This is a genomic window from Acidovorax sp. 99 (assembly GCF_003096455.1).
In the GTDB taxonomy this organism is placed as follows: domain Bacteria; phylum Pseudomonadota; class Gammaproteobacteria; order Burkholderiales; family Burkholderiaceae_C; genus Acidovorax; species Acidovorax delafieldii.
Genome location: NZ_QEKU01000001.1, coordinates 1,809,753 through 1,830,281, shown reverse-complemented (window position 1 = coordinate 1,830,281; position 20,529 = coordinate 1,809,753). Strand labels below are relative to the sequence as shown.

The 20,529-nt window shown below is 65.1% G+C and carries 18 protein-coding genes; 13 read left to right on the top strand and 5 right to left on the bottom strand.

Annotated elements, in window-relative coordinates; translation table 11 throughout:
- Positions 1–85 precede the first annotated feature (85 nt).
- Complete coding sequence (locus tag C8C95_RS08605; protein WP_056067854.1) at positions 86–715, top strand: response regulator; 630 nt, start codon at positions 86–88, stop codon at positions 713–715.
- A 36-nt stretch (positions 716–751) separates the two neighbouring features.
- Here the strand turns inward: C8C95_RS08605 and C8C95_RS08600 are convergent, their stop codons facing one another.
- Positions 752–1,402 carry an OmpA family protein gene (locus C8C95_RS08600; RefSeq protein WP_116748296.1) on the bottom strand — a complete coding sequence of 217 codons (651 nt, stop codon included), beginning with the start codon at positions 1,400–1,402 and terminating at the stop codon, positions 752–754.
- A 198-nt stretch (positions 1,403–1,600) separates the two neighbouring features.
- A complete protein-coding gene (locus C8C95_RS23675) occupies positions 1,601–1,744 on the bottom strand; it encodes a hypothetical protein (protein ID WP_165836524.1) in 144 nt (47 codons plus the stop codon).
- Here C8C95_RS23675 and C8C95_RS08595 point away from each other — a divergent pair.
- Positions 1,677–2,900 carry an MltA domain-containing protein gene (locus tag C8C95_RS08595; protein ID WP_082522582.1) on the top strand — a complete coding sequence of 408 codons (1,224 nt, stop codon included), beginning with the start codon at positions 1,677–1,679 and terminating at the stop codon, positions 2,898–2,900. The two genes, C8C95_RS23675 and C8C95_RS08595, sit on opposite strands and share 68 nt — an antisense overlap.
- A gap of 73 nt (positions 2,901–2,973) precedes the next feature.
- Here the strand turns inward: C8C95_RS08595 and C8C95_RS08590 are convergent, their stop codons facing one another.
- Positions 2,974–3,459: an Lrp/AsnC family transcriptional regulator gene (locus C8C95_RS08590; protein WP_056067858.1), complete on the bottom strand. Its 486-nt coding sequence runs from the start codon at positions 3,457–3,459 to the stop codon at positions 2,974–2,976.
- A 187-nt stretch (positions 3,460–3,646) separates the two neighbouring features.
- Here C8C95_RS08590 and C8C95_RS08585 point away from each other — a divergent pair, with 187 nt between their 5' ends.
- From C8C95_RS08585 to C8C95_RS08565, 5 genes are all read left to right on the top strand, one after another.
- The gene (locus tag C8C95_RS08585) at positions 3,647–7,216 is read left to right on the top strand and encodes an indolepyruvate ferredoxin oxidoreductase family protein (protein WP_116748295.1); all 3,570 of its coding nucleotides are present in this window, start codon (positions 3,647–3,649) and stop codon (positions 7,214–7,216) included.
- A gap of 298 nt (positions 7,217–7,514) precedes the next feature.
- Positions 7,515–7,850 carry a preprotein translocase subunit YajC gene (gene yajC / locus C8C95_RS08580; protein WP_015016243.1) on the top strand — a complete coding sequence of 112 codons (336 nt, stop codon included), beginning with the start codon at positions 7,515–7,517 and terminating at the stop codon, positions 7,848–7,850.
- A 106-nt stretch (positions 7,851–7,956) separates the two neighbouring features.
- On the top strand, positions 7,957–9,840 hold the full coding sequence (gene secD / locus C8C95_RS08575; RefSeq protein WP_099731794.1) for a protein translocase subunit SecD: 1,884 nt from the start codon (positions 7,957–7,959) through the stop codon (positions 9,838–9,840).
- A gap of 12 nt (positions 9,841–9,852) precedes the next feature.
- Positions 9,853–10,803, top strand: a complete 951-nt coding sequence (gene secF / locus C8C95_RS08570) for a protein translocase subunit SecF (protein WP_056742880.1) — start codon at positions 9,853–9,855, stop codon at positions 10,801–10,803.
- Positions 10,804–10,820: 17 nt separating this feature from the next.
- Positions 10,821–13,220: a DUF1631 domain-containing protein gene (locus tag C8C95_RS08565; protein ID WP_116748294.1), complete on the top strand. Its 2,400-nt coding sequence runs from the start codon at positions 10,821–10,823 to the stop codon at positions 13,218–13,220.
- A 125-nt stretch (positions 13,221–13,345) separates the two neighbouring features.
- Here C8C95_RS08565 and dprA read toward each other — a convergent pair whose 3' ends face one another.
- Together dprA and C8C95_RS08555 are read right to left on the bottom strand one after the other, a co-directional pair.
- The gene (dprA, locus tag C8C95_RS08560) at positions 13,346–14,512 is read right to left on the bottom strand and encodes a DNA-processing protein DprA (protein WP_116748293.1); all 1,167 of its coding nucleotides are present in this window, start codon (positions 14,510–14,512) and stop codon (positions 13,346–13,348) included.
- Between the two features lie 79 nt (positions 14,513–14,591).
- On the bottom strand, positions 14,592–15,794 hold the full coding sequence (locus tag C8C95_RS08555; protein ID WP_116748292.1) for a LysM domain-containing protein: 1,203 nt from the start codon (positions 15,792–15,794) through the stop codon (positions 14,592–14,594).
- Positions 15,795–15,993: 199 nt separating this feature from the next.
- Here C8C95_RS08555 and def point away from each other — a divergent pair, with 199 nt between their 5' ends.
- The 6 genes from def (at position 15,994) to C8C95_RS08525 (ending at position 20,482) form a co-directional block, all read left to right on the top strand.
- Positions 15,994–16,503 (top strand): peptide deformylase, encoded by a 510-nt coding sequence (def, locus tag C8C95_RS08550; RefSeq protein WP_116748291.1) that lies wholly within the window; start codon positions 15,994–15,996, stop codon positions 16,501–16,503.
- The gene (locus C8C95_RS08545; RefSeq protein ID WP_116748290.1) at positions 16,503–17,009 is read left to right on the top strand and encodes a hypothetical protein; all 507 of its coding nucleotides are present in this window, start codon (positions 16,503–16,505) and stop codon (positions 17,007–17,009) included. Before def ends, C8C95_RS08545 begins: the two co-directional genes overlap by 1 nt.
- A gap of 62 nt (positions 17,010–17,071) precedes the next feature.
- Positions 17,072–18,046, top strand: coding sequence for a methionyl-tRNA formyltransferase (gene fmt, locus C8C95_RS08540; protein WP_116748289.1), 975 nt, complete (start codon positions 17,072–17,074; stop codon positions 18,044–18,046).
- Complete coding sequence (locus C8C95_RS08535; protein ID WP_116748288.1) at positions 18,043–18,867, top strand: AzlC family ABC transporter permease; 825 nt, start codon at positions 18,043–18,045, stop codon at positions 18,865–18,867. Before fmt ends, C8C95_RS08535 begins: the two co-directional genes overlap by 4 nt.
- Entirely contained in the window at positions 18,864–19,199 is a 336-nt protein-coding gene (locus C8C95_RS08530; protein WP_015016233.1) for an AzlD domain-containing protein, read from the top strand. The genes C8C95_RS08535 and C8C95_RS08530 overlap by 4 nt, the downstream gene beginning before the upstream one ends.
- Before the next feature lie 83 nt (positions 19,200–19,282).
- Positions 19,283–20,482: a phosphoglycerate kinase gene (locus C8C95_RS08525; RefSeq protein WP_116748287.1), complete on the top strand. Its 1,200-nt coding sequence runs from the start codon at positions 19,283–19,285 to the stop codon at positions 20,480–20,482.
- Positions 20,483–20,529 lie beyond the last annotated feature (47 nt).

The window sequence follows — 20,529 nt, the reverse complement described above, 5'->3', positions numbered from 1 at the left end:
GGCATATGGCATGAGCCTTTGCCGAGCCCTGGCGGTTTCATCGTGTGCGCGTGACAGATATTGCAATGGACCACTGAACTGATTTATGGAGCCCATCACCAACGCCACCGTGTACATCGTGGACGATGACGCCAGCGTGCGCGAGGCGCTGGCCTGGCTGCTGCGCTCGCGCAGGTTGCCCAGCGAGTCTTTTGATTCGGCCGAGGCCTTCGATGCCATGCTGCAAAAGCGGCCGCCCCAGCGCCAGCCCTGTTGCCTGCTGCTGGATGTGCGCATGCCTGGCATGAGTGGGCTGGCACTTTTTGACGTGCTGGCCGCGCGCGGCGACTTGGCCACCATGCCGGTGATCTTTCTCACCGGCCATGCGGACGTGCCCACCGCTGTGGACACCGTCAAGCGGGGGGCCTTTGATTTTTGCGAGAAGCCGTTTTCCGACAACGCGCTGGTGGACCGCATCGAGCAGGCACTAGCCCAATCGGCCGAGCGGCTGGCCCAGGTGCGCGAACGCAGTGACTTGCAGGTGCGGCTGAGCGAGTTGACCGAGCGGGAGCGCGATGTGATGGACCTAGTGGTCGCCGGTCTTCCCAACAAGCTCATCGCTGACCAGCTCGACATCAGCGTGCGCACGGTCGAGGTTCACCGCTCACGGGTGTTCGACAAGATGCAGGTCAAGTCCGCTGTGGAGTTGGCCAACCTGCTGCGCACGGGTAACTGAGCCCACCTTCTGGCGGGGAGTTCGCAGTCCGGGCGATCAGCCCCGCGGTCGTTCGCCCACAAAAATCTCGACCCGCCGGTTGCGCGCACGGCCCTCGGCGGTATCGTTGGTAGCGATGGGGTAACGCTCGCCCATGCCTTCGATCACGATGCGGCGGCCATCCACACCGCGCGCTGTCAGGTAGCTGCGGGTGCTTGCGGCGCGGTCCATCGACAGGGGGTTGTTGGTGGCATCGCTGCCTGTGCTGTCGGTGTGCCCCACGATGCGTACGTCACTGTTCGAGTTGTTGCGCAGGCCTGCGGCAAACTGGTCCAGGACCGGCGCGAAGTTGGGCTGGATGTCCGAGCGGCCCACGGCAAACGAGATGTCGCTGGGGATATTGAGCTTGAGCTGGTTGTCAGCCGTCTGGGTCACGGCGATACCGGTGCCCTGGGTGGCCTGTTCCATCTCGCGCTTTTGGCGCTCCATGTTTTGCGACCAGATGTAGGTGCCCAGTGCCCCGACACCGGCCCCCACCACGGCGCCGGTCCCGGCGCTGCCGCCGGTCGCGGAGCCTATGACCGCGCCTGCCAGCGCCCCAATGCCAGCTCCGGTGGCCGTACGGCGTTGGGTGTCGTCCATGTTGGCGCATCCGGTGACCAGAACGATGGCGGCGGCAGCGCCGAGAATTTGAATGTGTGTGCGCATGTGTGTGCTCCTTGAAAAAGCGGTGGCGCTGGGTGGGTGGGCCTTGCACCCGCCGCGCTGTCGGAGCGTTATCGCGTCCCGTGCAGTGGCATCACCCAGCTCACGCCATCGTGGGGCCCGCGATGAAGCTGTGCCATCGGCGCGCTGGCCCATCGGTTGTAGGACAGGGCCGTCCCTGGGGCGCAACTCACTGCCCGTTCAAGGCGCTGGCGGATGCTTGTCGCTGTCGGCGGGCGGTGGGGACTTCAGTTCCCCTCCCTTGCGACCCGAGAACATGGTCCACCACACGATAGCCACCAGTACCACCAGCGCCAGCAGCGCTTCAAGCAAAATCAGCCCCATGAAATTGACACTCCTGCGCGTTGCGTTGACCGCGCTGATTGTAGGAACGCTGGCCGCCTGCTCCACGCCCCCTGCCCCAGTCCCCGCACGCCCTGGGGGCACTCCTGCGCCGCTGCCGCCCAGTGCGGTGGTGCTGCCGGGCGACACCGGCCCGCTGCCATCGCCCATGGCGCAGCCCAAAAGTCGCTGGATTCCCGTGCGCTGGGCCGAGCTGCCGGGCTTTACCGAAGACGCGCTGCACGAAGCCTGGAACGCGTGGATCAAGAGCTGCGAGCGGCCCCAGCCGCCCTTCACTGCGTTGTGCAGCGAGGTCCGGCAGCTGAGCATTGCCACGGCCGATGAGCAGCGTGCTTGGCTCATCGCACGCCTGCAGCCCTATCGCGTTGAGGCCACTGACGGCAACGCCGATGGTTTGCTGACGGCCTACTACGAACCCATGATGGATGCGGCCCGCCAGCCCGGCAATGGGTTCACGGTGCCGATCTACCGGGTACCCGCCAGCCTGGGGGCGCGCAAGCCCTGGTACACCCGCCAGCAGATTGACACCCTGCCGGAGGCCCAGGCCGCGCTCGCGGGCCGGGCCATTGCGTGGCTGCGTGATCCCATCGAGTCCATGGTGCTGCACATCCAGGGGTCGGGCCGTCTGCGCATCACCGAGCCCGATGGCTCGGTCTCGCTGGTGCGGGTGGCCTACGCAGGCACCAATGACCAGCCCTACCAGAGCGTGGGCCGCTGGCTGCTGGACCAGGGCCTGACGCGCGATGCGACCTGGCCGGGCATCCGCGCCTGGGTGGCCGCGAACCCCCAGCGCACCAATGAGCTGTTGTGGAGCAACCCGCGCTATGTGTTCTTCCGCGAAGAGCCTTTGAGCCCGCTGGACGCCGGGTTTGGCCCGCGTGGTGCGCAGGGCGTGCCCCTGACGCCGGGCCGATCGATTGCGGTGGACCGGCAGAGCATTCCCTACGGCACCCCCGTGTGGCTGGCCTCGTCCGGCCCGCAGGTGCAGCTCAACCGCCTGGTGCTCGCACAGGACACGGGCAGCGCCATCCTCGGTGCAGTGCGTGCGGACTATTTCACGGGTTGGGGGCCAGAGGCGGGTGACATCGCGGGCCGGCTCAAGCAGAACTTGCGCCTTTGGGCGCTGTGGCCGCGCTGAGGCGCTCATGAAATGAGGCGTGGCCCCAATCTGCCCTGCCTTTTGGAGCCAGCAGAGCCAGAGCGGCGCGCCTTCAAGCCCGTGTGCGTGTGAGGTGTGTCAGCGGCAGCGCCCCGCTGGCCTTCACCTCACCCAGTGAGAAGCTGGTGTGCATGTCTTTCACGTTGGGCAGGTTCAGCAGCACGTCGCGCGCAAACTGCGAGAAGCTGTCCAGATCCCGTGCCACCACCTGCAGCTCGAAGGTGCCGGTGCCGCTGATGTAGTGGCACGACACCACTTCCGGAATCTGTCGGATGGCTTCCTCCATCTTGCGCGTGAGGTTGCCCGTGCTGCGGTCCGCATCCAGCCGCACGAAGGCCAGTACCCCGAGGCCGATCTTGTGCCGGTCGATTTCTGCGCGGTAGCCCTTGATGAAGCCTTGCTCCTCCAGCGCCCGCACGCGGCGCCAGCAGGGTGCGGCCGACAGGCCCACCCGCTGGGCCAGCTCGGCATTTGTCAGTCGGGCGTCAGCCTGCAGCTCGTTGAGGATGGCGATATCGAATTTGTCGAGAGTGTTCACAAAGTGGCCGAAATGAGAAAGATCCTTTCTCAGAATAGCCTAAACACGGCACAGAACGCAAAGACATATCAGCGGCGCAGACATACACTTACCTGCACATTAGTGCCGTGGCCCTAAACGGGCCGCATGTGCTGCCCCAGCGTGCCCACAAGGCGCGGACCCCACAAAAGCCATTGGAGACATAGCCATGAACGCCCCCCTGCCCGAGTCCATCCGCAAAGCGCTAGAGACGGTCACTCTGGATGACAAATACACCTTGGGCGAGGGCCGCGCCTTCATGAGCGGCGTGCAGGCCCTCGTGCGGCTGCCCATGCTGCAGCGCCAGCGCGATGCGGCGGCGGGGCTCAATACAGCGGGCTTCATCAGTGGCTACCGGGGCTCGCCCCTGGGCACGTACGACCAGGCGCTGTGGGCCGCCAAGAAGCACCTGGCGGCCAACAACATCGTCTTTCAGCCCGGTGTGAACGAAGAGCTGGGCGCCACCGCGGTGTGGGGCACGCAGCAGCTGGACCTGTACCCCCAAAGCAAGAAATTCGATGGCGTGTTCGGCATCTGGTACGGCAAGGGCCCGGGCGTGGACCGCTGCTCGGACGTGTTCAAGCACGCCAACATGGCGGGCACCGCCAAGCACGGCGGCGTGATTGCCATTGCCGGCGACGACCACATCAGCAAGAGCAGCACGGCCGCGCACCAGAGCGACCACATCTTCAAGGCCTGCGGCACGCCGGTGTTCTTCCCGAGCAGCGTGCAAGAGATTCTGGACATGGGCCTGCATGCGTTTGCCATGAGCCGCTTCTCGGGTGTGTGGTCGGGCATGAAGACCATCCAGGAGGTGGTGGAGTCGTCCAGCAGCATCAACATCGACCCGGACCGCGTGAAGATCATCCTGCCCGAGGACTTCGTGATGCCGCCCGGCGGCCTGCACATCCGCTGGCCCGACGCGCCGCTGGAGCAGGAAGCACGCCTCATGGACTACAAGTGGTACGCAGCCCTGGCGTACATCCGCGCCAACAAGCTCAACTACAACGTCATCGAAGGCAAACAGGACCGCTTCGGCATCATCGCCAGCGGCAAGGCCTATAACGACACCCGGCAGGCGCTGGTGGACCTGGGCTTGGATGACGACACCTGCCGCCAGCTGGGCATCCGCGTGCACAAGGTCAATGTGGTGTGGCCGCTCGAAGCCACCATCACCCGCGACTTTGCGCAAGGCCTGCAAGAGATTCTGGTGGTCGAGGAAAAGCGCCAGGTCATCGAATACCAGCTCAAGGAGGAGCTGTACAACTGGCGCCCCGATGTGCGTCCCAACGTGCTGGGCAAGTTCGACGAGCCCGAGGGCGACGCCACCGGCGGCGAATGGAGTATGCCCAACCCCAGCCAGAACTGGTTGCTGCGCGCCAAGGCCGACCTCACGCCCGCCATCATCGCCAAGGCAATTGCCAAGCGCCTCAAGAAGCTGGGTGTGCCCTCTGACATCGTGGCCCGCATGGAGGCGCGCCTGGCCATCATCGACGCCAGCGAGCGCGCCATGACGGAGCTGAAGGTGGACACGGGCGAACGCGCTCCGTGGTTCTGCAGCGGCTGCCCGCACAACACCAGCACCCGTGTGCCCGAGGGCTCCCGCGCCGTCGCCGGCATTGGCTGCCACTACATGGTCAACTGGATGCCCGACCGCCGCACCAGCACCTTCACGCAAATGGGCGGCGAGGGCGTGACCTGGGTGGGCCAGCAGCCCTTCACCACGGACGCGCACATCTTTGCCAACCTGGGCGACGGCACCTACTTCCACAGCGGCCTGTTGGCCATTCGCCAGAGCATTGCGGCGGGTGTGAACATCACCTACAAGGTGCTCTACAACGACGCCGTGGCCATGACCGGCGGCCAGCAGGTGGGCGAGCGGCCCGAGGGCCACTCGGTGCTGCAGATCATGAACAGCCTCAAGGCCGAAGGTGTGGCAAAGCTCGTGATCGTGACGGACGAGCCGCACAAATACGACGGTGTGGCCCTGGCCGATGGCGTGACGGTGCACCACCGCGACGAGCTGGACACCATCCAGCGCCAGTTCCGCGAGATCAAGGGCTGCACGGCCATCATTTACGACCAGACCTGCGCCACCGAAAAGCGCCGCCGTCGCAAGCGCGGCAAGCTGGCCACCCCTGACAAGACCGTGGTCATCAACGACCTGGTGTGCGAGGGCTGCGGCGACTGCTCGACCAAATCCAACTGCCTGAGCGTGGAGCCCGTGGAGACCGAGTTCGGCCGCAAGCGCCGCATCAACCAGAGCACCTGCAACAAGGACTACTCCTGCGTCAACGGCTTCTGCCCGAGCTTCGTCACGGTGGAAGGTGGCCAGCTCAAGAAGCCCAAGAAGGAGAAGAAGGGCGACCTGTCGGCGCTGCCCTCCATTCCTGAGCCCGTGCTACCCGTGGCTGAAAGCGCCTGGGGCATTGTGGTGGGCGGTGTGGGCGGCACGGGCGTGATCACCATCGGCTCGCTGCTGGGCATGGCCGCGCACCTGGACGGCAAGGGCGTGATCACGCAGGACGCCGGGGGCCTGGCGCAAAAGGGCGGCGCTACCTGGAGCCACATCCAGATTGCCAATCGCCCCGACGCCATCTACACCACCAAGGTTGATACCGCCAAGGCCGACCTGGTGATCGGCTGCGACTCCATCGTGGCCGCGCACAAGTACACCCTGGCTGTCATGCAGCCCGGCCGCACCTTTGTGGCGCTCAACACCCATAGCACGCCCACGGCGGCGTTTGTGAACAACCCGGACTGGCAGTTCCCTGGGGGCAACTGCGACGCCGCCATTGCCACCGCCGTAGGCGCGGCAGGTGTGGGCAGCTTTGACGCTGAGCAAGTGGCCACCCAGCTGCTGGGCGACAGCATCTACACCAACCCGCTGATGCTGGGCTACGCCTGGCAAAAGGGCCGCGTGCCACTTACCCACGCATCCCTGATGCGCGCCATGGAATTGAACGGCGTGCAGGTGGACAACAACAAGGCAGCGTTTGAATGGGGCCGCCGCTGCGCGCACGACCTGGCGGCGGTGCAGGCGCTGTTCCAGGCCGCGCAAGTGATCCAGTTCGTCAAGAAACCGTCGCTGGCCGAGATGGTGGCCAAGCGCGTGGAGTTCCTGACGGGTTATCAGAACGCCGCTTACGCTTCCGAGTACCAGGCCTTCGTCGAGAAAGTGAAGGCGGCGGAAGCAAAACTGGGCAGCGGCACCCGCCTGTCTGAGGCTGTGGCCCGCTACCTGTTCAAGCTCATGGCCTACAAGGACGAGTACGAAGTGGCGCGCCTGCACACCGACAAGGCCTTCACGGACAAGATCGCGAACATGTTCGAAGGCGATTACAAGCTGGTGCACCACCTGGCACCGCCCCTGACCGCCAAGAAGAACGACAAGGGCGAGCTGGTGAAGCAGCCGTTTGGCCCTTGGATGCGCAGCGCCTTCGGCGTGCTGGCCAAGATGAAAGGTCTGCGCGGCACGGCACTGGACATCTTCGGCAAGACTGAGGAGCGCCGCATGGAGCGTGCACTGATCGTCGAATACCGCGCCTGCGTCGACGAGCTGCTGGCCCGCCTGAACGCTGACAACCTGGCCTTGGCGGTGGAAATTGCCCGCATTCCCGAAGAGATCCGTGGTTACGGCCACGTGAAGGAACGGCACCTGAAGGCGGCGCGTCCCAAGTGGGACGGCCTGATGGCCCAGTGGCGCACGAGCGCCCCGGTCCAGCGTCAGGTCGCCTGATAGGTCCTTCTGCCGTCAGTGTCTCCCACAAAAGCCCGCCTCTGTGCGGGCTTTTGCTATTAATAGTGTAGCTATCGAGGCATGAATCCCTAGCGCATCACCCGTTTTTGGCCTGTATTTCCGCTGGCAGGCCCTTGTGGGGCCCGCAGGTGGCAAACACCCGCTGCGCGCTTGGGTCTTCCCCCTTGGGCGGCGCTCAAGGCGCCGCATACAATGCCCTGTTCTGCCCCCGCAGGCGCTTGGCGCGTGGTGTGGGCGGGTTGTGTGAATTTTGACCATCCGTTGTGGAGTCCAGTCCGTGTTTATTTCTTCCGCTTTCGCCCAAACCGCACCTGCCGCAGCCGCTGGCGGCGGTGACATCATGTCCTCTCTGACCGGCATGCTGCCCCTGGTGCTCATGTTTGTGGTGCTGTACTTCGTCATGATCCGCCCCCAGATGAAGCGCCAGAAAGAACACCGCGCCATGATCGACGCCATCGCCAAGGGCGATGAAGTGGCTACCGCCGGTGGCATCGTGGGCAAGGTGACGCGCCTGTCCGAAGGGTTTCTGCACATCGAGATCGCCAGTGGCGTGGAAGTGCAAATGCAGCGCAGCGCTGTGGTGCAGGTGCTGCCCAAGGGCTCCGTCAAGTAATCCATGAACATCCCCCTGAGGCGCTGCGCGCCCCGGCCCGTCCGGGCGCGGGGTCAGGGGGCGCGGGCGCGTAGGGCGCCTGCACAACTGAGGTGAGAGCGCGATCATGAACCGTTATCCGGTCTGGAAGTACGCGATCCTGGTGATCGTGCTGCTGGTGGGGGCCTTGTACACCCTGCCCAATTTCTTTGGCGAGGCGCCTGCTGTGCAGGTGTCGTCGGCCAAGGCCACCATCAAGGTGGATACCGCCGTGCAGCAGCGGGTGGAAGAAGCCCTCAAGGCCGCCGGTGTGACACCTGACTTTGTGGCGCTGGAGGGCAACTCGGTGCGCGCGCGCTTCGACACGCCCGACACCCAGCTCAAGGCCAAGGACGCCATCCAGAAGGCGCTGGTGCCTGACGCCAACGACCCTTCCTACATCGTGGCCCTCAACCTCGTGTCGCGCTCGCCGTTGTGGCTCAAGGCCCTGCACGCCAATCCGATGTACCTGGGGCTGGACCTGCGCGGCGGCGTGCACTTCATGCTGCAGGTGGACATGCAGGCGGCGCTGACCAAGAAGGCGGAGTCCTATGCGGGTGACATCCGCACCGCACTGCGCGACAAGAATATCCGCCATGGCGGCATCAGCCGCGACGGCCAATCCATCGACATCAAGGTGCGCGATGAAGCCACGGCCACGGCCGCGCGCAACCTGATCGCCGACCAGTTCGCCGATCTGCAGGTCACTACCACGCCCGAAGGCACCGAATTCAAGCTGCGTGCATCGATCAAGCCCGAAGCCACGCGCCGGGTGCAGGAGCAGGCGCTCAAGCAGAACATGGTCACGCTGCACAATCGCATTAACGAGCTGGGCGTGGCCGAGCCCGTGATCCAGCAGCAGGGCCTAGACCGCATCGTGGTGCAGCTGCCCGGCGTGCAGGACACCGCCAAGGCCAAGGACATCCTGGGCCGCACGGCCACGCTGGAAGTGCGCATGGTGGACGAAGGCACCGAAGCCCGCTCGGCAGAGACAGGCCGTGGCCCCGTGCCCTTCGGCTCCGAGCGCTACCTGGAACGCAACGGCCAGCCCGTCATCGTCAAGAAGCAGGTCATCCTGACCGGCGAAAACCTGACCGATGCGCAGCCGGGCTTTGACGGCCAGACCCAAGAGCCCACCGTCAATCTGACGCTGGACGCCAAGGGCTCCCGCATCTTCAAGGACATCACGCGCGAAAACGTGGGCAAGCGCATGGCCATCGTGCTGTTCGAAAAGGGCAAGGGCGAGGTGGTTACGGCACCTGTGATCCGCTCCGAAATCGGTGGCGGCCGCGTGCAGATCTCGGGCCGCATGACCACGGCCGAGGCCAATGACACCGCCCTGCTGCTGCGCGCCGGCTCGCTGGCCGCGCCCATGGAAATCATCGAGGAATACACCATCGGCCCGAGCCTGGGCGCCGACAACATCGAGCGCGGCATCCACAGCGTGGTCTGGGGCATGGTGGCCATTGCAGTGTTCATGTGCATCTACTACGCACTGTTCGGCATTTTCTCCACCGTCTCGCTGGCGGTGAACGTGCTGCTGCTGCTGGCCATCTTGTCCATGCTGCAGGCCACGCTGACCTTGCCCGGCATTGCGGCCATGGCGCTGGCGCTGGGTGTGGCGATTGACTCCAACGTGCTGATCAACGAGCGCATCCGCGAAGAGCTGCGCGAGGGTGTGTCGCCCCAGGCGGCCATCCACGCAGGGTATGAGCGTGCCTGGGCCACCATCCTGGACTCGAACGTGACCACCTTGATCGCGGGCTTGGCGCTGCTGGCGTTTGGCTCCGGCCCGGTGCGTGGCTTTGCTGTGGTGCACTGCATCGGCATCCTGACCAGCATGTTCTCGGCCGTGTTCTTCTCGCGTGGCTTGGTGAACCTGTGGTACGGCCGCAAGAAGAAGCTCAAGAGCGTGGCCATCGGTCAGGTGTGGAAGCCTGAGTCCGATAGTGCTGTGGCCAAGACGAACTAAAGGAGGAAGACCATGGAATTCTTCCGTATCCGCAAAGACATCCCTTTCATGAAGCACGCGTTGGTCTTCAACGCGATCTCCTTCATCACTTTCGCTCTGGCGGTGTTCTTCCTGCTTACGCGTGGGCTGCACCTGTCGGTGGAGTTCACGGGCGGCACCGTGATGGAAGTGGCCTATAGCCAGCCCGCCGAACTGGCTAAGGTCCGCGACACCGTAGCCGCACTGGGCTACCCCGACGTGCAGGTGCAGAATTTCGGCACCTCGCGTGACGTGATGATCCGCCTGCCCGTGCAAAAGGGCGTGACATCCGCACAGCAGAGCGAGCAGGTCCTGGGCGCCTTGAAGGCTGCAGACCCCGCAGTGACCTTGCGTCGCACCGAATTTGTAGGTCCGCAGGTGGGCGAGGAACTGGTGCACGGCGGCCTGATGGCGCTGGCCATGGTGGTCGTGGGCATCGTGATCTACCTGGCCTTCCGCTTTGAGTGGAAATTCGGCGTCGCCGCAATCATTGCCAACCTGCACGACGTGGTGATCATCCTGGGTTTCTTTGCATTCTTCCAGTGGGAGTTCTCGCTGTCGGTGCTCGCCGGCGTGCTCGCCGTGCTGGGTTACTCGGTGAACGAATCGGTCGTGATCTTCGACCGGATCCGCGAGGCCTTCCGCAAGTACCGCAAGATGACCACGCACGAAGTGATCGACCACGCCATCACCAGCACGATGAGTCGAACCATCATCACCCACGCCTCCACCGAGGCGATGGTGCTGTCGATGTTCTTCTTTGGCGGCCCGAGCTTGCACTACTTTGCATTGGCGCTGACCATCGGTATCCTGTTCGGTATCTATTCCTCGGTGTTCGTGGCGGCGGCTATTGCCATGTGGCTGGGCGTCAAGCGCGAGGACCTCGTCAAGCCCGCCAAAAAGGAGGGGGATCCCAACGATCCCCATGCCGGAGCTACCGTCTGACCCGCTAATATCTGTTCATGCACACCACGCCCCCTTCTGTTCCGCAACGCCGCCTGGCCCGCCAGGCGCGCCAGCGGTTTGTAGAGGGGATCTGTGGAGGGTTGGTGGATCTGGACAAGACCGTCCAGGACTTCCTCACCGCGTTGATGAACCAGACGGGCACAGCCCGCGAGATGCAGTCGCGCCGGGATGCGTGGCTTCTGTACCAGCAAAAACATTCCGCATGGACGGAGCGCGCCGGCAAGGCCTGGCAAGAGGCGCTGGCTCCCCACGTCAGCTCTACACGTGGCCAGCTGGCGGCTGGTGGTGGTGGGCTCAGTCAGTTCGAGCTGCTCAGCGACGATGTGGTCGAGAACAAGATCCTCGCCTCGCGCATGGCGTTGACGGTGAACGAGCAGGTCAGCCATCAGTTCGACACCTTGCGCCAGCGCACCCAGTCGCTGGAGGGGCAGGAGCTGGACAGTAGCGACATCCTGCGACCCGACACGGTATGTCTGTTGCTGGTGGAACAATGGGTGGAGGCAGGGCTACCCCGCACGGACCTGCAAACCGTGGTGGACCCCCTGCAGCGCGAGCTGGCCAACCTGCTTCAGAAGCACTACCAGGCAGTCAACGTGTTCTACGTAGAGCAGGGCATCACGCCGCAGGTCGATCTCAAATCCAAGGTGCGCCGCACGCAGGGTGGCACCGCCACGGGCAGTGGCGGGGGCGATTCGGGTTCCGGGGGCCTGGCTTCGCAAGCCCTGGCGCAGACCCGCCAGGCCATGATGGCCGCGCGCGCAGGAATGCAGCCGCCTCCCGGCATGCCCGCTGGGGCTCGGCCGATGGGGCCACCGGGCACGCAGATGCCGCCCCCCGGACATGGCGGCTACCCCCGGCCACCACACGGAATGCCCACGGCCTTTGCCACGGGCATGACGCCCTTGGCCCGGGCACGCCAGCGTGCGCAGGGTGTGATGGGGCAGTTGCGGCGGCTGCTCACGCAGCCCGCCACCGGCTTTGACATGGTGAATGCGCCCCCCGCTTCGGCCGCGCTGGCCCATGCACTCACGGCGCACCGCGTGCATGCGGACACCTACTACAGCGGCGTGGCCACGCTGATGGAGGACTACAGCCCTGCAGCCGTGGTCCAGTTGGTGGGCGCCGTGCGGGAGCGCTCCACCGAACTCAAGAAGAAAGCGACCACCTCGGGCGAGAAGGCCATCATCGAGGTGGTGGCGTTGATGTTCCAGAGCATCCTCGCAGAGGATCGGATACCGCCCGCCGTGCGGGTGTGGTTTGCCCGGCTGCAGGTGCCGGTGCTGCGTGTGGCCTTGGCTGAGCCCGAATTTTTCAGCAATCTCGACCATCCCGCCCGCAAGCTGATCGATCGCATGGGGGCCTGCGTACTCGGTTTTGACGCAACCAGCATCAATGGCAGCGCGTTGGAAGCCGAGATTCGCCGTGTGGTGCAGGTGATCGAGCAGTACCCCGAGACCGGACGCCGCGTCTTCCAGCTCGTCTATGACGAGTTCGAGAAATTCCTGGCCAAGTTCCTGACCGAAAAGCAGGTCACCTCGCGCCTGGTGAGCGTCGCCCAGCAGGTCGAGCAACGGGAAACGCTGGCGATCCAGTACACCATCGAGCTGCGCACCATGTTGCGCGACATGCCGGTGCGCGACGAGATCCGCGAGTTCCTGTTCAAGACGTGGGCCGAGGTGCTGGCGCTGTCGGCCGTGCGTGATGGCCCTCAACATGCCGACACGGTGGCCTTCAAGCGCACGGCAGCAGACCTCGTCTGGGCCGCCAGCGCCAAACCCAATCGCAGCGACCGGGCCCAGGTCATCCAGAACCTGCCCGCGCTGCTGCAACGCCTGCGCCAAGGGCTGACCCTGCTGGGCGTGAACGGCGCGGCGCAGGATGCGCAGGTCAAAGTGTTGACAGACACCCTGGCCGACGCCTTTTTGTCCAAGACGGCGTCCATTCCCCAGGCGCACATCGATGCCATGGCCAAACGCCTGGCCAACCTCGAAGACTTCATCAGTGATGCCACGCTGGGCGACATGCCGCTCAATGCGGACAACATCGAGATGATGCTGGGCATCGACGCCTCGTCCATCCACGTGATTGCTGACAACGGTGCTCCGGTGGACGATGCCATGGTAGCCTGGGCGCAGGATCTGCAGCCTGGCACCTGGTACACGCTGGACCACAACGGCGCATCGGCCCAGGTGCAGTACGCCTGGCAAAGCCAGCGCAAGCAGTTGCACCTGTTTGCTGCGGTGGATGGTAGCAGTTACCTGATCCAGTTGCGCCGCCTGGCGGCGTACCTGCAGGCTGGCTTGCTGGTGGCCCAGGACGAGGAAGGACTCACGTTGCGCGCCACGCGCGATGCCCTGGCCAAGCTGGACGCCAACCCGGAACGATTGCTGGACTGAGTCCCCGCAGGCGTTGCTCAGAGCCTGTGTGAGATCTCCTGTGAGATCGTCAACAGGCGCTTATCCGGGATGCGTGTTGGCATCCGTTGCGCCCCTCTGGCCCCGGGCGATCACGGAGCGATCAGCTAGCCCCTGCCGACCCGCTGAAACAATCCCCCCGGCAACCGCGCAATGCTGCCATCGAGTTCCAGTTCCAGCAGGGCCACCTGCAAGGCCGATGCGCCCATGCCCGTGCGGGCGACCAGAGCATCCAGCCCCATGGGGTCGTAGCCCAAGGCGGCGAGCACGGGGTCTTCGCTGCCGTCCGATACAGCGACTCCTGCGGCGTTCGCGCCTTCGTGGGGCATGCCGGACATGGTGGTGGCGGGGATCTTGAGTTCTTCCAGTACATCCTGGGCAGACTCCACCAGCTTGGCGCCTTGACGGATCAGCGCATGGCAGCCGCGTGACTGCGGTGCATGAATGGAACCTGGAATGGCAAACACTTCACGCCCCTGCTCGGCCGCCATGCGGGCTGTGATCAGCGAGCCCGATGCCAGTGCGGCTTCCACCACCAGCGTGCCCTGCGAGAGGCCCGAAATGATGCGGTTGCGTTTGGGAAAGTTGCCTGGCAGCGGTGGAGTACCCAGGGGGTACTCGCTGACGATCAGTCCGTGTGCGGCAATGCGATGGGCCAGGCCCAGGTTCTTGCGCGGATACACGCGGTCGAGCCCGGTGCCTACCACGGCGATGGTGGCGGCCCTTGCGCAAGGGGGCGTCGCCGAGTCCAGCGCGCCTTCGTGGGCGGCAGCGTCTACCCCCAGCGCAAGCCCCGACACGATGGTCAAGCCTGCGCTGTGCAGCGCCCGGGCAAACAGGCGAGCGTTCTCGGCGCCCTGGGCGGTGGGGTTGCGGCTCCCGACCACAGCGAGACACCGATCACTGGGAAAAGGCTGGTGCTCCAGCAGTGATGCCGGGCCCATGAGGTAGAGCAGCAGCGGTGGGTCTTCCGTGTCCAGCAAGGCCCGCGGATAGCGCAGGTCGCCCAGGCTCACGATGGCGCGCGCGGGGGCTTGTGGCGTAGTGTTGGCAAGCCATTGGGCGGTGGTCTGCCACAGGGCTTCCCACCCCTGCGGAATCTCGCGCAACGCCTTGGCCTGCGCGGCGGGCACACAGAGTTGCAGGGCGGCTTCGGTCTGCTGAAAGATGGATTGCGGCAAGCCAAAGCGTGCCAGCAGACGCCGCGCGGCACCGTTGCCAATGCCTGGCGTCAAGGTCAGCCGCAGCCAGGCGCCGAGCTCGTCGTGGTCCATGGATGCCAGTACGGCGCAGCAACGTGACTACCGCAGCGCAGGAACCCCGCGCGGCGATACTTGCTGCCGGCCCTCCGCGTTACTTGGGGTTGACCAATCGGTCGCCGACGCGCACGCCGTTGCGGATTTCCAGCAGCAGCGCATAGGACACGCGCTCGAAGGTGCGGAACACCATGGCGGTGCCGTTGACTTCACTGGGCAGCTTAACCATCGCCTTGTTGCTGTCGGTCATGTCCTTGATGCGGTCGCCTTTGGTGAGCAAGCTGAGCACATGGCCGGGCTCCAGTCCGTCCTGCGAACCCATGTTGATGGCCACTACCTGATTCTGGGCCGCGTAGGCCACCGCCGAGCTGCCATAGATGGACACCACTCGGGCATCCACTTCCATCTCGGGGGCGCGGGGGGTGTAGCTCAGGAACGGGCGGGCGGGTGCGGGCAGCAGGCGGTCGCCCGCGCGGACTTCCTCCTTGGTGGCCGACAGATCCACAGTGGCGGGGATGTACTCCGCCGTGTATCCACCCTTGCCGTTTGGAATTTCTTCGAACGACTCGCCACGCACCAGCTCCGCCTTGCCCAGGTACTGGGCTTCGTATCCCAGCACTTCGGCCGTGACGGGATCCTTGAGCGCCACGGCATTGCGGAACACACGGTAGTACCGGGGTTCGCCCGCCTCTGCCAGCATTGGCGACGCGGCGTCTCCGCGCACATAAACGCGGTCACCTGCCGCCATCAGCACGCGCTCTTCCGTGGTCGCGATCACGCGTGGGGCGCTCAGCAGCACTTGTTCGTCCACCACGAGCGGCTCGACCAGGAACGGCTCAATGAGGTGCTGCTTAAGTGTGGGCAGCGCGGAATCGGCCAGACTGTCGCTGCGCGTGCGGGGCGAGATACGCACGGTTTCGGGTTCGTTCGAGCGGCTGGTGCTCAGGCGGGCGTAGCCACCTTCCTTGATGAGGTACAGCGTCTGGCCAGGGAAGATCAGGTGCGGGTTGGGGATGGCCTTGAGGTTCATGCCCCAGAGCTCGGGCCAGCGCCAGGGGCGCTTGAGGTACATGCCCGAAATGCCCCACAGCGTGTCGCCCCGCTTGACGGTGTAGGTGTCGGGGGCGTTGGGGGCCAGCTCTTCCAGGGGCACTCCCCGCTCGGACACTTGCTGTGCCGTGGCGCGCTGGCCGCTGGAGATGGGGTAATTCTGCGCCTGGGCCGGCATGACCAGCAGGGCGCCAGCAATGATCGTGAGCGCGCCCAGGGCGGTCCGCCGCACGCTGGTGAATGCCGTCATGTTGTTCCTTTTCTCATGCATTGGGAAACGCCCCCTCGCTGGCACCTCGGCGCACAAAGCAGGCGTGCGGCCGGGCAAATACGTTACAAAGCTTCTTAGATTCTCTGCTCAAGCCCTTGATTCGGCAACGATTATTGGCTCGCAGGGCGGCAGTAGGCCGCAAAAGTGGCGAAAATAGCGACATCTCTTACCTGCAGCCATGGCAATCCTTCCCATTCTCTGTTACCCGGACCCCCGGCTTCACAAGGTCGCCCGCCCCGTCCAGGCGGTGGACGACCGTATCCGCACGCTGGTGGCCGACATGCTGGCCACGATGTACGATGCGCACGGCATTGGCCTCGCGGCCACCCAGGTGGATGTGCATGAGCGGCTGGTGGTCATCGACGTGTCGGAGGAGCGCGATCAGCCCCTGGTGCTGATCAACCCCGAACTGGTCTGGACCAGCGCCGAAAAGCACCTGAACGAAGAAGGCTGCCTGTCGGTGCCTGGCGTTTATGACGGCGTGGAGCGTTTTGACGCGGTGCATGTGCGGGCGCTGGACGCCCAGGGCCAGTCCCGCGTCATCGAGGCCGACGGACTGCTGGCGGTTTGCATCCAGCACGAGATGGACCACCTGATGGGCAAGGTGTTTGTGGAATACCTCTCCCCCCTCAAGCGCAACCGCATCAAGACCAAGATGGTCAAGCAGCAGCGGGAGGCGCGCGGGTGATGCGCGCAGCGCTCTGCGTCCGCTGGGGCGTCAGAGTGCTGGCGCTGGTTGCGCTGGCTTGCCAGTTGGCGGGCTGTGTGCTGCCGGCCCGCGAACGGCCCGGCGCGTTGCGGGCCGAAGTGATTGCTCGCCTGGGCCCGCCAACCGCCACGGTAGCGCTGCCCTCTGGCGAGCGGCTGCTGTACTCGGAATTACCCGCCGGGTTTGCCGCCTACAACCTCGACTTTGATGCCAGCGGCCGCCTGGTGCGCAACGAGCAGGTGCTCACGCAGCAGCGATTCGAGAACCTGCCCGTGGGCACCTGGACCCGTGCCGACCTGCAAAACACCTTCGGAATGCCCTTGCGTGTTGAGCAGGTGGCGCGCTTTGATGGTGATATCTGGACCTACCGCTTCCGGCAGAACTCGGACCTGCGACAGGCCCATGTGCACCTGGATCGCCAAGGGGTGGTGCGCCAGGTGTTGTTCACCGACGAACTGCCGAATTTTGACAACGCGCGCGATTGACTGGTTGGGTGGTCCTGCTGGGCCACTGAGTCCCGTGCCCACCTGAGCCGCTATCTGCTTTCATGAGAGTCATTTTTGCTGGTACCCCCGAATTCGCCCGTGTGGCCCTGGAGCGGCTGTTGTCTGCAGGCTTCACCGTTCCACTGGTTCTGACCCAACCGGATCGCCCCGCTGGCCGTGGCATGAAGCTGCAGGCTTCGCCTGTGAAGCAATGCGCACTGGAGCACGGCATTGCTGTCGCACAGCCCCGCAGCCTGCGCCTGGATGGCAAATACCCCGAGGATGCCGCTGCGGCGCGCGAAGCCCTGCTCGCAGCCCAGGCCGATGTGATGGTGGTGGCCGCCTACGGGCTGATCCTGCCGCAGTGGACCCTGGATCTACCGCGCCTGGGTTGCCTGAACATCCACGCGAGCCTGCTGCCGCGCTGGCGCGGCGCCGCCCCCATTCACCGCGCCATCGAGGCAGGTGATGCCGAAACCGGCGTCACTATCATGCAGATGGATGCAGGGCTGGACACGGGCGACATGCTGCTGACCGAGCGCCTGCCTATTGCCCCGGGCGATACGACAGCCACCCTGCACGACCGCCTCGCCGCGCTGGGCGGTCGCATGATCGTCGAGGCGCTGGAGCTGGCCGCCTGCGGTGGCCTCACTGCTGTGCCGCAACCGGCAGACGGCATCACCTACGCCCACAAGATCGAAAAGGCCGAGAGCACGATCGACTGGACACTGCCTGCCGCAGTCATTGGCCAGCGCATTCGCGCGTTCGATCCCTTCCCGGGGGCCAGCACCGAGTGCAACGGCGAGACGATCAAAATCTGGAGCTATGCAATTGATAGCGTTCAAGGCATATCCAACCAGCGCCCCGGGCAGATTTTGGCTGCAGATGGCGCCGGAGTGACTGTCGCGTGCGGTAGCGGCACGGCCTTGCGACTGACCACGTTGCAGCGGGCGGGCGGCAAGCGGCTGGTGGCCGCTGATTTCTTGCGCGGCTTTGACCTGCAGCCGGGCATGGTGCTGGGCGCCAACCCTGCATGAGCGTGTCTGCTGCCTTGGGCCGGACACTGCGCCACCCCTCTTTCCGTATGGCTGCCATCGATATGGCGGGCACGTCGCTGGGCATCGCCGCCTGGGGGTTGGTCACCGGGGTGGCCATGGTCAAGAGTGGCATGTCCGTCGGCATGGCGGTGTTCATGTCGCTGCTGGTGTATGCCGGCAGCGCCCAGCTTGCCGTGATTCCGCTGCTGTCCGTGGGCGCGCCGCTGTGGGTGGTGTGGCTCACGGCGGCCTGCGTTAACCTGCGGTTTGTGATCTTCAGCAGCATGTGGCGCAGCTACTTTGCGCACCTGCCGCTGCGCCAACGCCTGGCCGTGGGGTATTTCAGCGGGGACGTGATCTATGTGGCGTTCATGACGCGCTTCCCGGAACCCCGACCTGCGCCAGAACAAGTGCCGTACTTCTGGGGCGCTGCCTCCACCAACTGGCTGGCATGGCAGGTACCGTCCATCGCCGGCATCCTGCTGGCCAACGCCGTGCCCTTGTCCTGGGGACTGGGTTTTGCGGGGGTGCTGGCGTTGCTGGGCGTGCTGCTGTCCCTGTTGTTCGACCGGGCCACCTGGCTCGCTACGGGCGTTGCGGCCACGGCCGCGATTGCCGCGTTTGCCTTGCCGCTCAAGCTCAACATCCTGGTGGCGCTGGCGGCCGCCGTGGCGGCGGGACTGCTGATGGAGGCGGTGGACCGCCGCCGTCGCCAGCCTGAGCTGTTGCTGGTGCCCGCCGACAGCGTCATCCCGCCGGAAGAGCGCGAGCATGTCGAGGCGGGCGACGTGGTGCCGCTGCGCGAGGAGCGCCATCCATGAGCTGGTCCTGGATCTATCCCGTGCTGGCCACTGTGGGGCTGGCAGTGATCACGGTGGTGTCGCGCTCTTTCTTCATGATCCCGGAGCGTGAGCTCCCCCTGCCCGACTGGCTCAAGCGGGGCCTCAAATATGCCCCGCTGGCCGCGCTCACCGCCGTCATCGCGCCCGAGATCCTCATGGTGCAGGGTGAGTTGATCGACACCTTCATGGACGCCCGCCTGCCGGCCGTGCTGTTCGCCAGCGCGTATTACTTCTGGCGCCGGGGCATTCTGGGCACCATTTTGGTGGGTATGGCGGTATACCTGCCACTGCACATCGGATGGGGCTGGTAGGTGCTGGTGGCGCCGGGCCGCGTCAGCATGGCCGCCTAAAATGGCGCCCCTGATCCACCGGCCCCTCCAGGAAACCTCCCTCCATGAACATCCTTCGCTTTTCCGATCTGTGCGCCCAGGGCAAGGCCAGCAACCAGCGCGTTTTCATCCGCGCCGACCTGAACGTGCCGCAAGACGATGCCGGCAACATCACCGAAGACACCCGCATCCGCGCCTCCATTCCCGCCATCCGCATGGCCCTGGACGCCGGTGCCGCAGTTATGGTGACCAGCCACCTGGGCCGCCCGACCGAAGGCGAGTTCAAGCCCGAAGATTCGTTGGCCCCTGTTGCAAAGCGCATGGCCGAGCTGCTGGGCCGTGATGTGCCGCTGGTTGCCAACTGGGTGGACGGCGTGCAAGTGGCCCCCGGCCAGATCGTGCTGCTGGAAAACTGCCGCCTGAACGTGGGCGAGAAGAAAAACAAGGAAGAGCTGGCCCGCAAGATGGCCGCGCTGTGCGACATCTTCGTGAACGACGCATTTGGCACCGCCCACCGCGCCGAGGGCACCACCTACGGCATCGCGCAGTACGCCCCCATTGCCTGCGCCGGCCCGCTGCTGTCGGCCGAGATCGATGCCCTGACCAAGGCCCTGGCGCATCCCCAGCGCCCGCTGGCGGCCATCGTGGCGGGCTCCAAGGTGTCCACCAAGCTCACCATCCTGCAAAGCCTGGCCGACAAGGTGGACCAGCTCATCGTGGGCGGCGGCATTGCCAATACTTTCATGTTGGCGGCAGGCCTGCCCATCGGCAAGAGCCTGGCTGAGCCCGATCTGCTGGACGCCGCCAAGTCCGTGATGGCTGCCATGAAGGCGCGTGGCGCCGAGGTGCCGATTCCCACCGACGTGGTCGTGGCCAAGACCTTTGCTGCGGATGCCCCCGCCACGGTGAAGGCCGCCACGGACGTGGCGCCCGACGACATGATCCTGGACATTGGCCCCGAGACGGCTGCCCGCCTCGCAGCCCAGCTCAAGTCTGCTGGCACCATCGTCTGGAATGGCCCCGTGGGCGTGTTCGAGTTTGCTGCCTTTGAGAACGGTACCAAGCAACTCGCCAAGGCGATTGCCGAATCCTCGGCCTTCAGTATCGCGGGCGGTGGCGACACGCTGGCCGCCATTGCCAAGTACGGCATCGATAAGCAAGTGGGTTACATCTCCACCGGTGGCGGCGCTTTCCTGGAAGTGCTGGAAGGCAAAAAGCTGCCCGCTTTTGACATCCTGGAGCAGCGCGCAGCCGCTTCCGTGTAAGCAAATGCAAGGCGGGCCACCGCAAAGGTGACTCTGCCTGCTTACAC

What these genes read in the sequence shown, in the direction of transcription:
- C8C95_RS08605 (WP_056067854.1), top strand. Translation starts at nt 86, where the DNA reads ATGGAGCCCATCACCAACGCCACCGTGTACATCGTGGACGATGACGCC.
- C8C95_RS08565 (WP_116748294.1), top strand. Translation starts at nt 10,821, where the DNA reads ATGCACACCACGCCCCCTTCTGTTCCGCAACGCCGCCTGGCCCGCCAG.
- C8C95_RS08585 (WP_116748295.1), top strand. Translation starts at nt 3,647, where the DNA reads ATGAACGCCCCCCTGCCCGAGTCCATCCGCAAAGCGCTAGAGACGGTC.
- C8C95_RS08595 (WP_082522582.1), top strand. Translation starts at nt 1,677, where the DNA reads ATGGTCCACCACACGATAGCCACCAGTACCACCAGCGCCAGCAGCGCT.
- fmt (WP_116748289.1), top strand. Translation starts at nt 17,072, where the DNA reads ATGAGAGTCATTTTTGCTGGTACCCCCGAATTCGCCCGTGTGGCCCTG.
- def (WP_116748291.1), top strand. Translation starts at nt 15,994, where the DNA reads ATGGCAATCCTTCCCATTCTCTGTTACCCGGACCCCCGGCTTCACAAG.
- C8C95_RS08555 (WP_116748292.1), bottom strand. Translation starts at nt 15,794, where the DNA reads ATGACGGCATTCACCAGCGTGCGGCGGACCGCCCTGGGCGCGCTCACG.
- secD (WP_099731794.1), top strand. Translation starts at nt 7,957, where the DNA reads ATGAACCGTTATCCGGTCTGGAAGTACGCGATCCTGGTGATCGTGCTG.
- secF (WP_056742880.1), top strand. Translation starts at nt 9,853, where the DNA reads ATGGAATTCTTCCGTATCCGCAAAGACATCCCTTTCATGAAGCACGCG.
- C8C95_RS08600 (WP_116748296.1), bottom strand. Translation starts at nt 1,402, where the DNA reads ATGCGCACACACATTCAAATTCTCGGCGCTGCCGCCGCCATCGTTCTG.
- C8C95_RS08535 (WP_116748288.1), top strand. Translation starts at nt 18,043, where the DNA reads ATGAGCGTGTCTGCTGCCTTGGGCCGGACACTGCGCCACCCCTCTTTC.
- C8C95_RS23675 (WP_165836524.1), bottom strand. Translation starts at nt 1,744, where the DNA reads ATGGGGCTGATTTTGCTTGAAGCGCTGCTGGCGCTGGTGGTACTGGTG.
- C8C95_RS08545 (WP_116748290.1), top strand. Translation starts at nt 16,503, where the DNA reads ATGCGCGCAGCGCTCTGCGTCCGCTGGGGCGTCAGAGTGCTGGCGCTG.
- dprA (WP_116748293.1), bottom strand. Translation starts at nt 14,512, where the DNA reads ATGGACCACGACGAGCTCGGCGCCTGGCTGCGGCTGACCTTGACGCCA.
- C8C95_RS08530 (WP_015016233.1), top strand. Translation starts at nt 18,864, where the DNA reads ATGAGCTGGTCCTGGATCTATCCCGTGCTGGCCACTGTGGGGCTGGCA.
- C8C95_RS08525 (WP_116748287.1), top strand. Translation starts at nt 19,283, where the DNA reads ATGAACATCCTTCGCTTTTCCGATCTGTGCGCCCAGGGCAAGGCCAGC.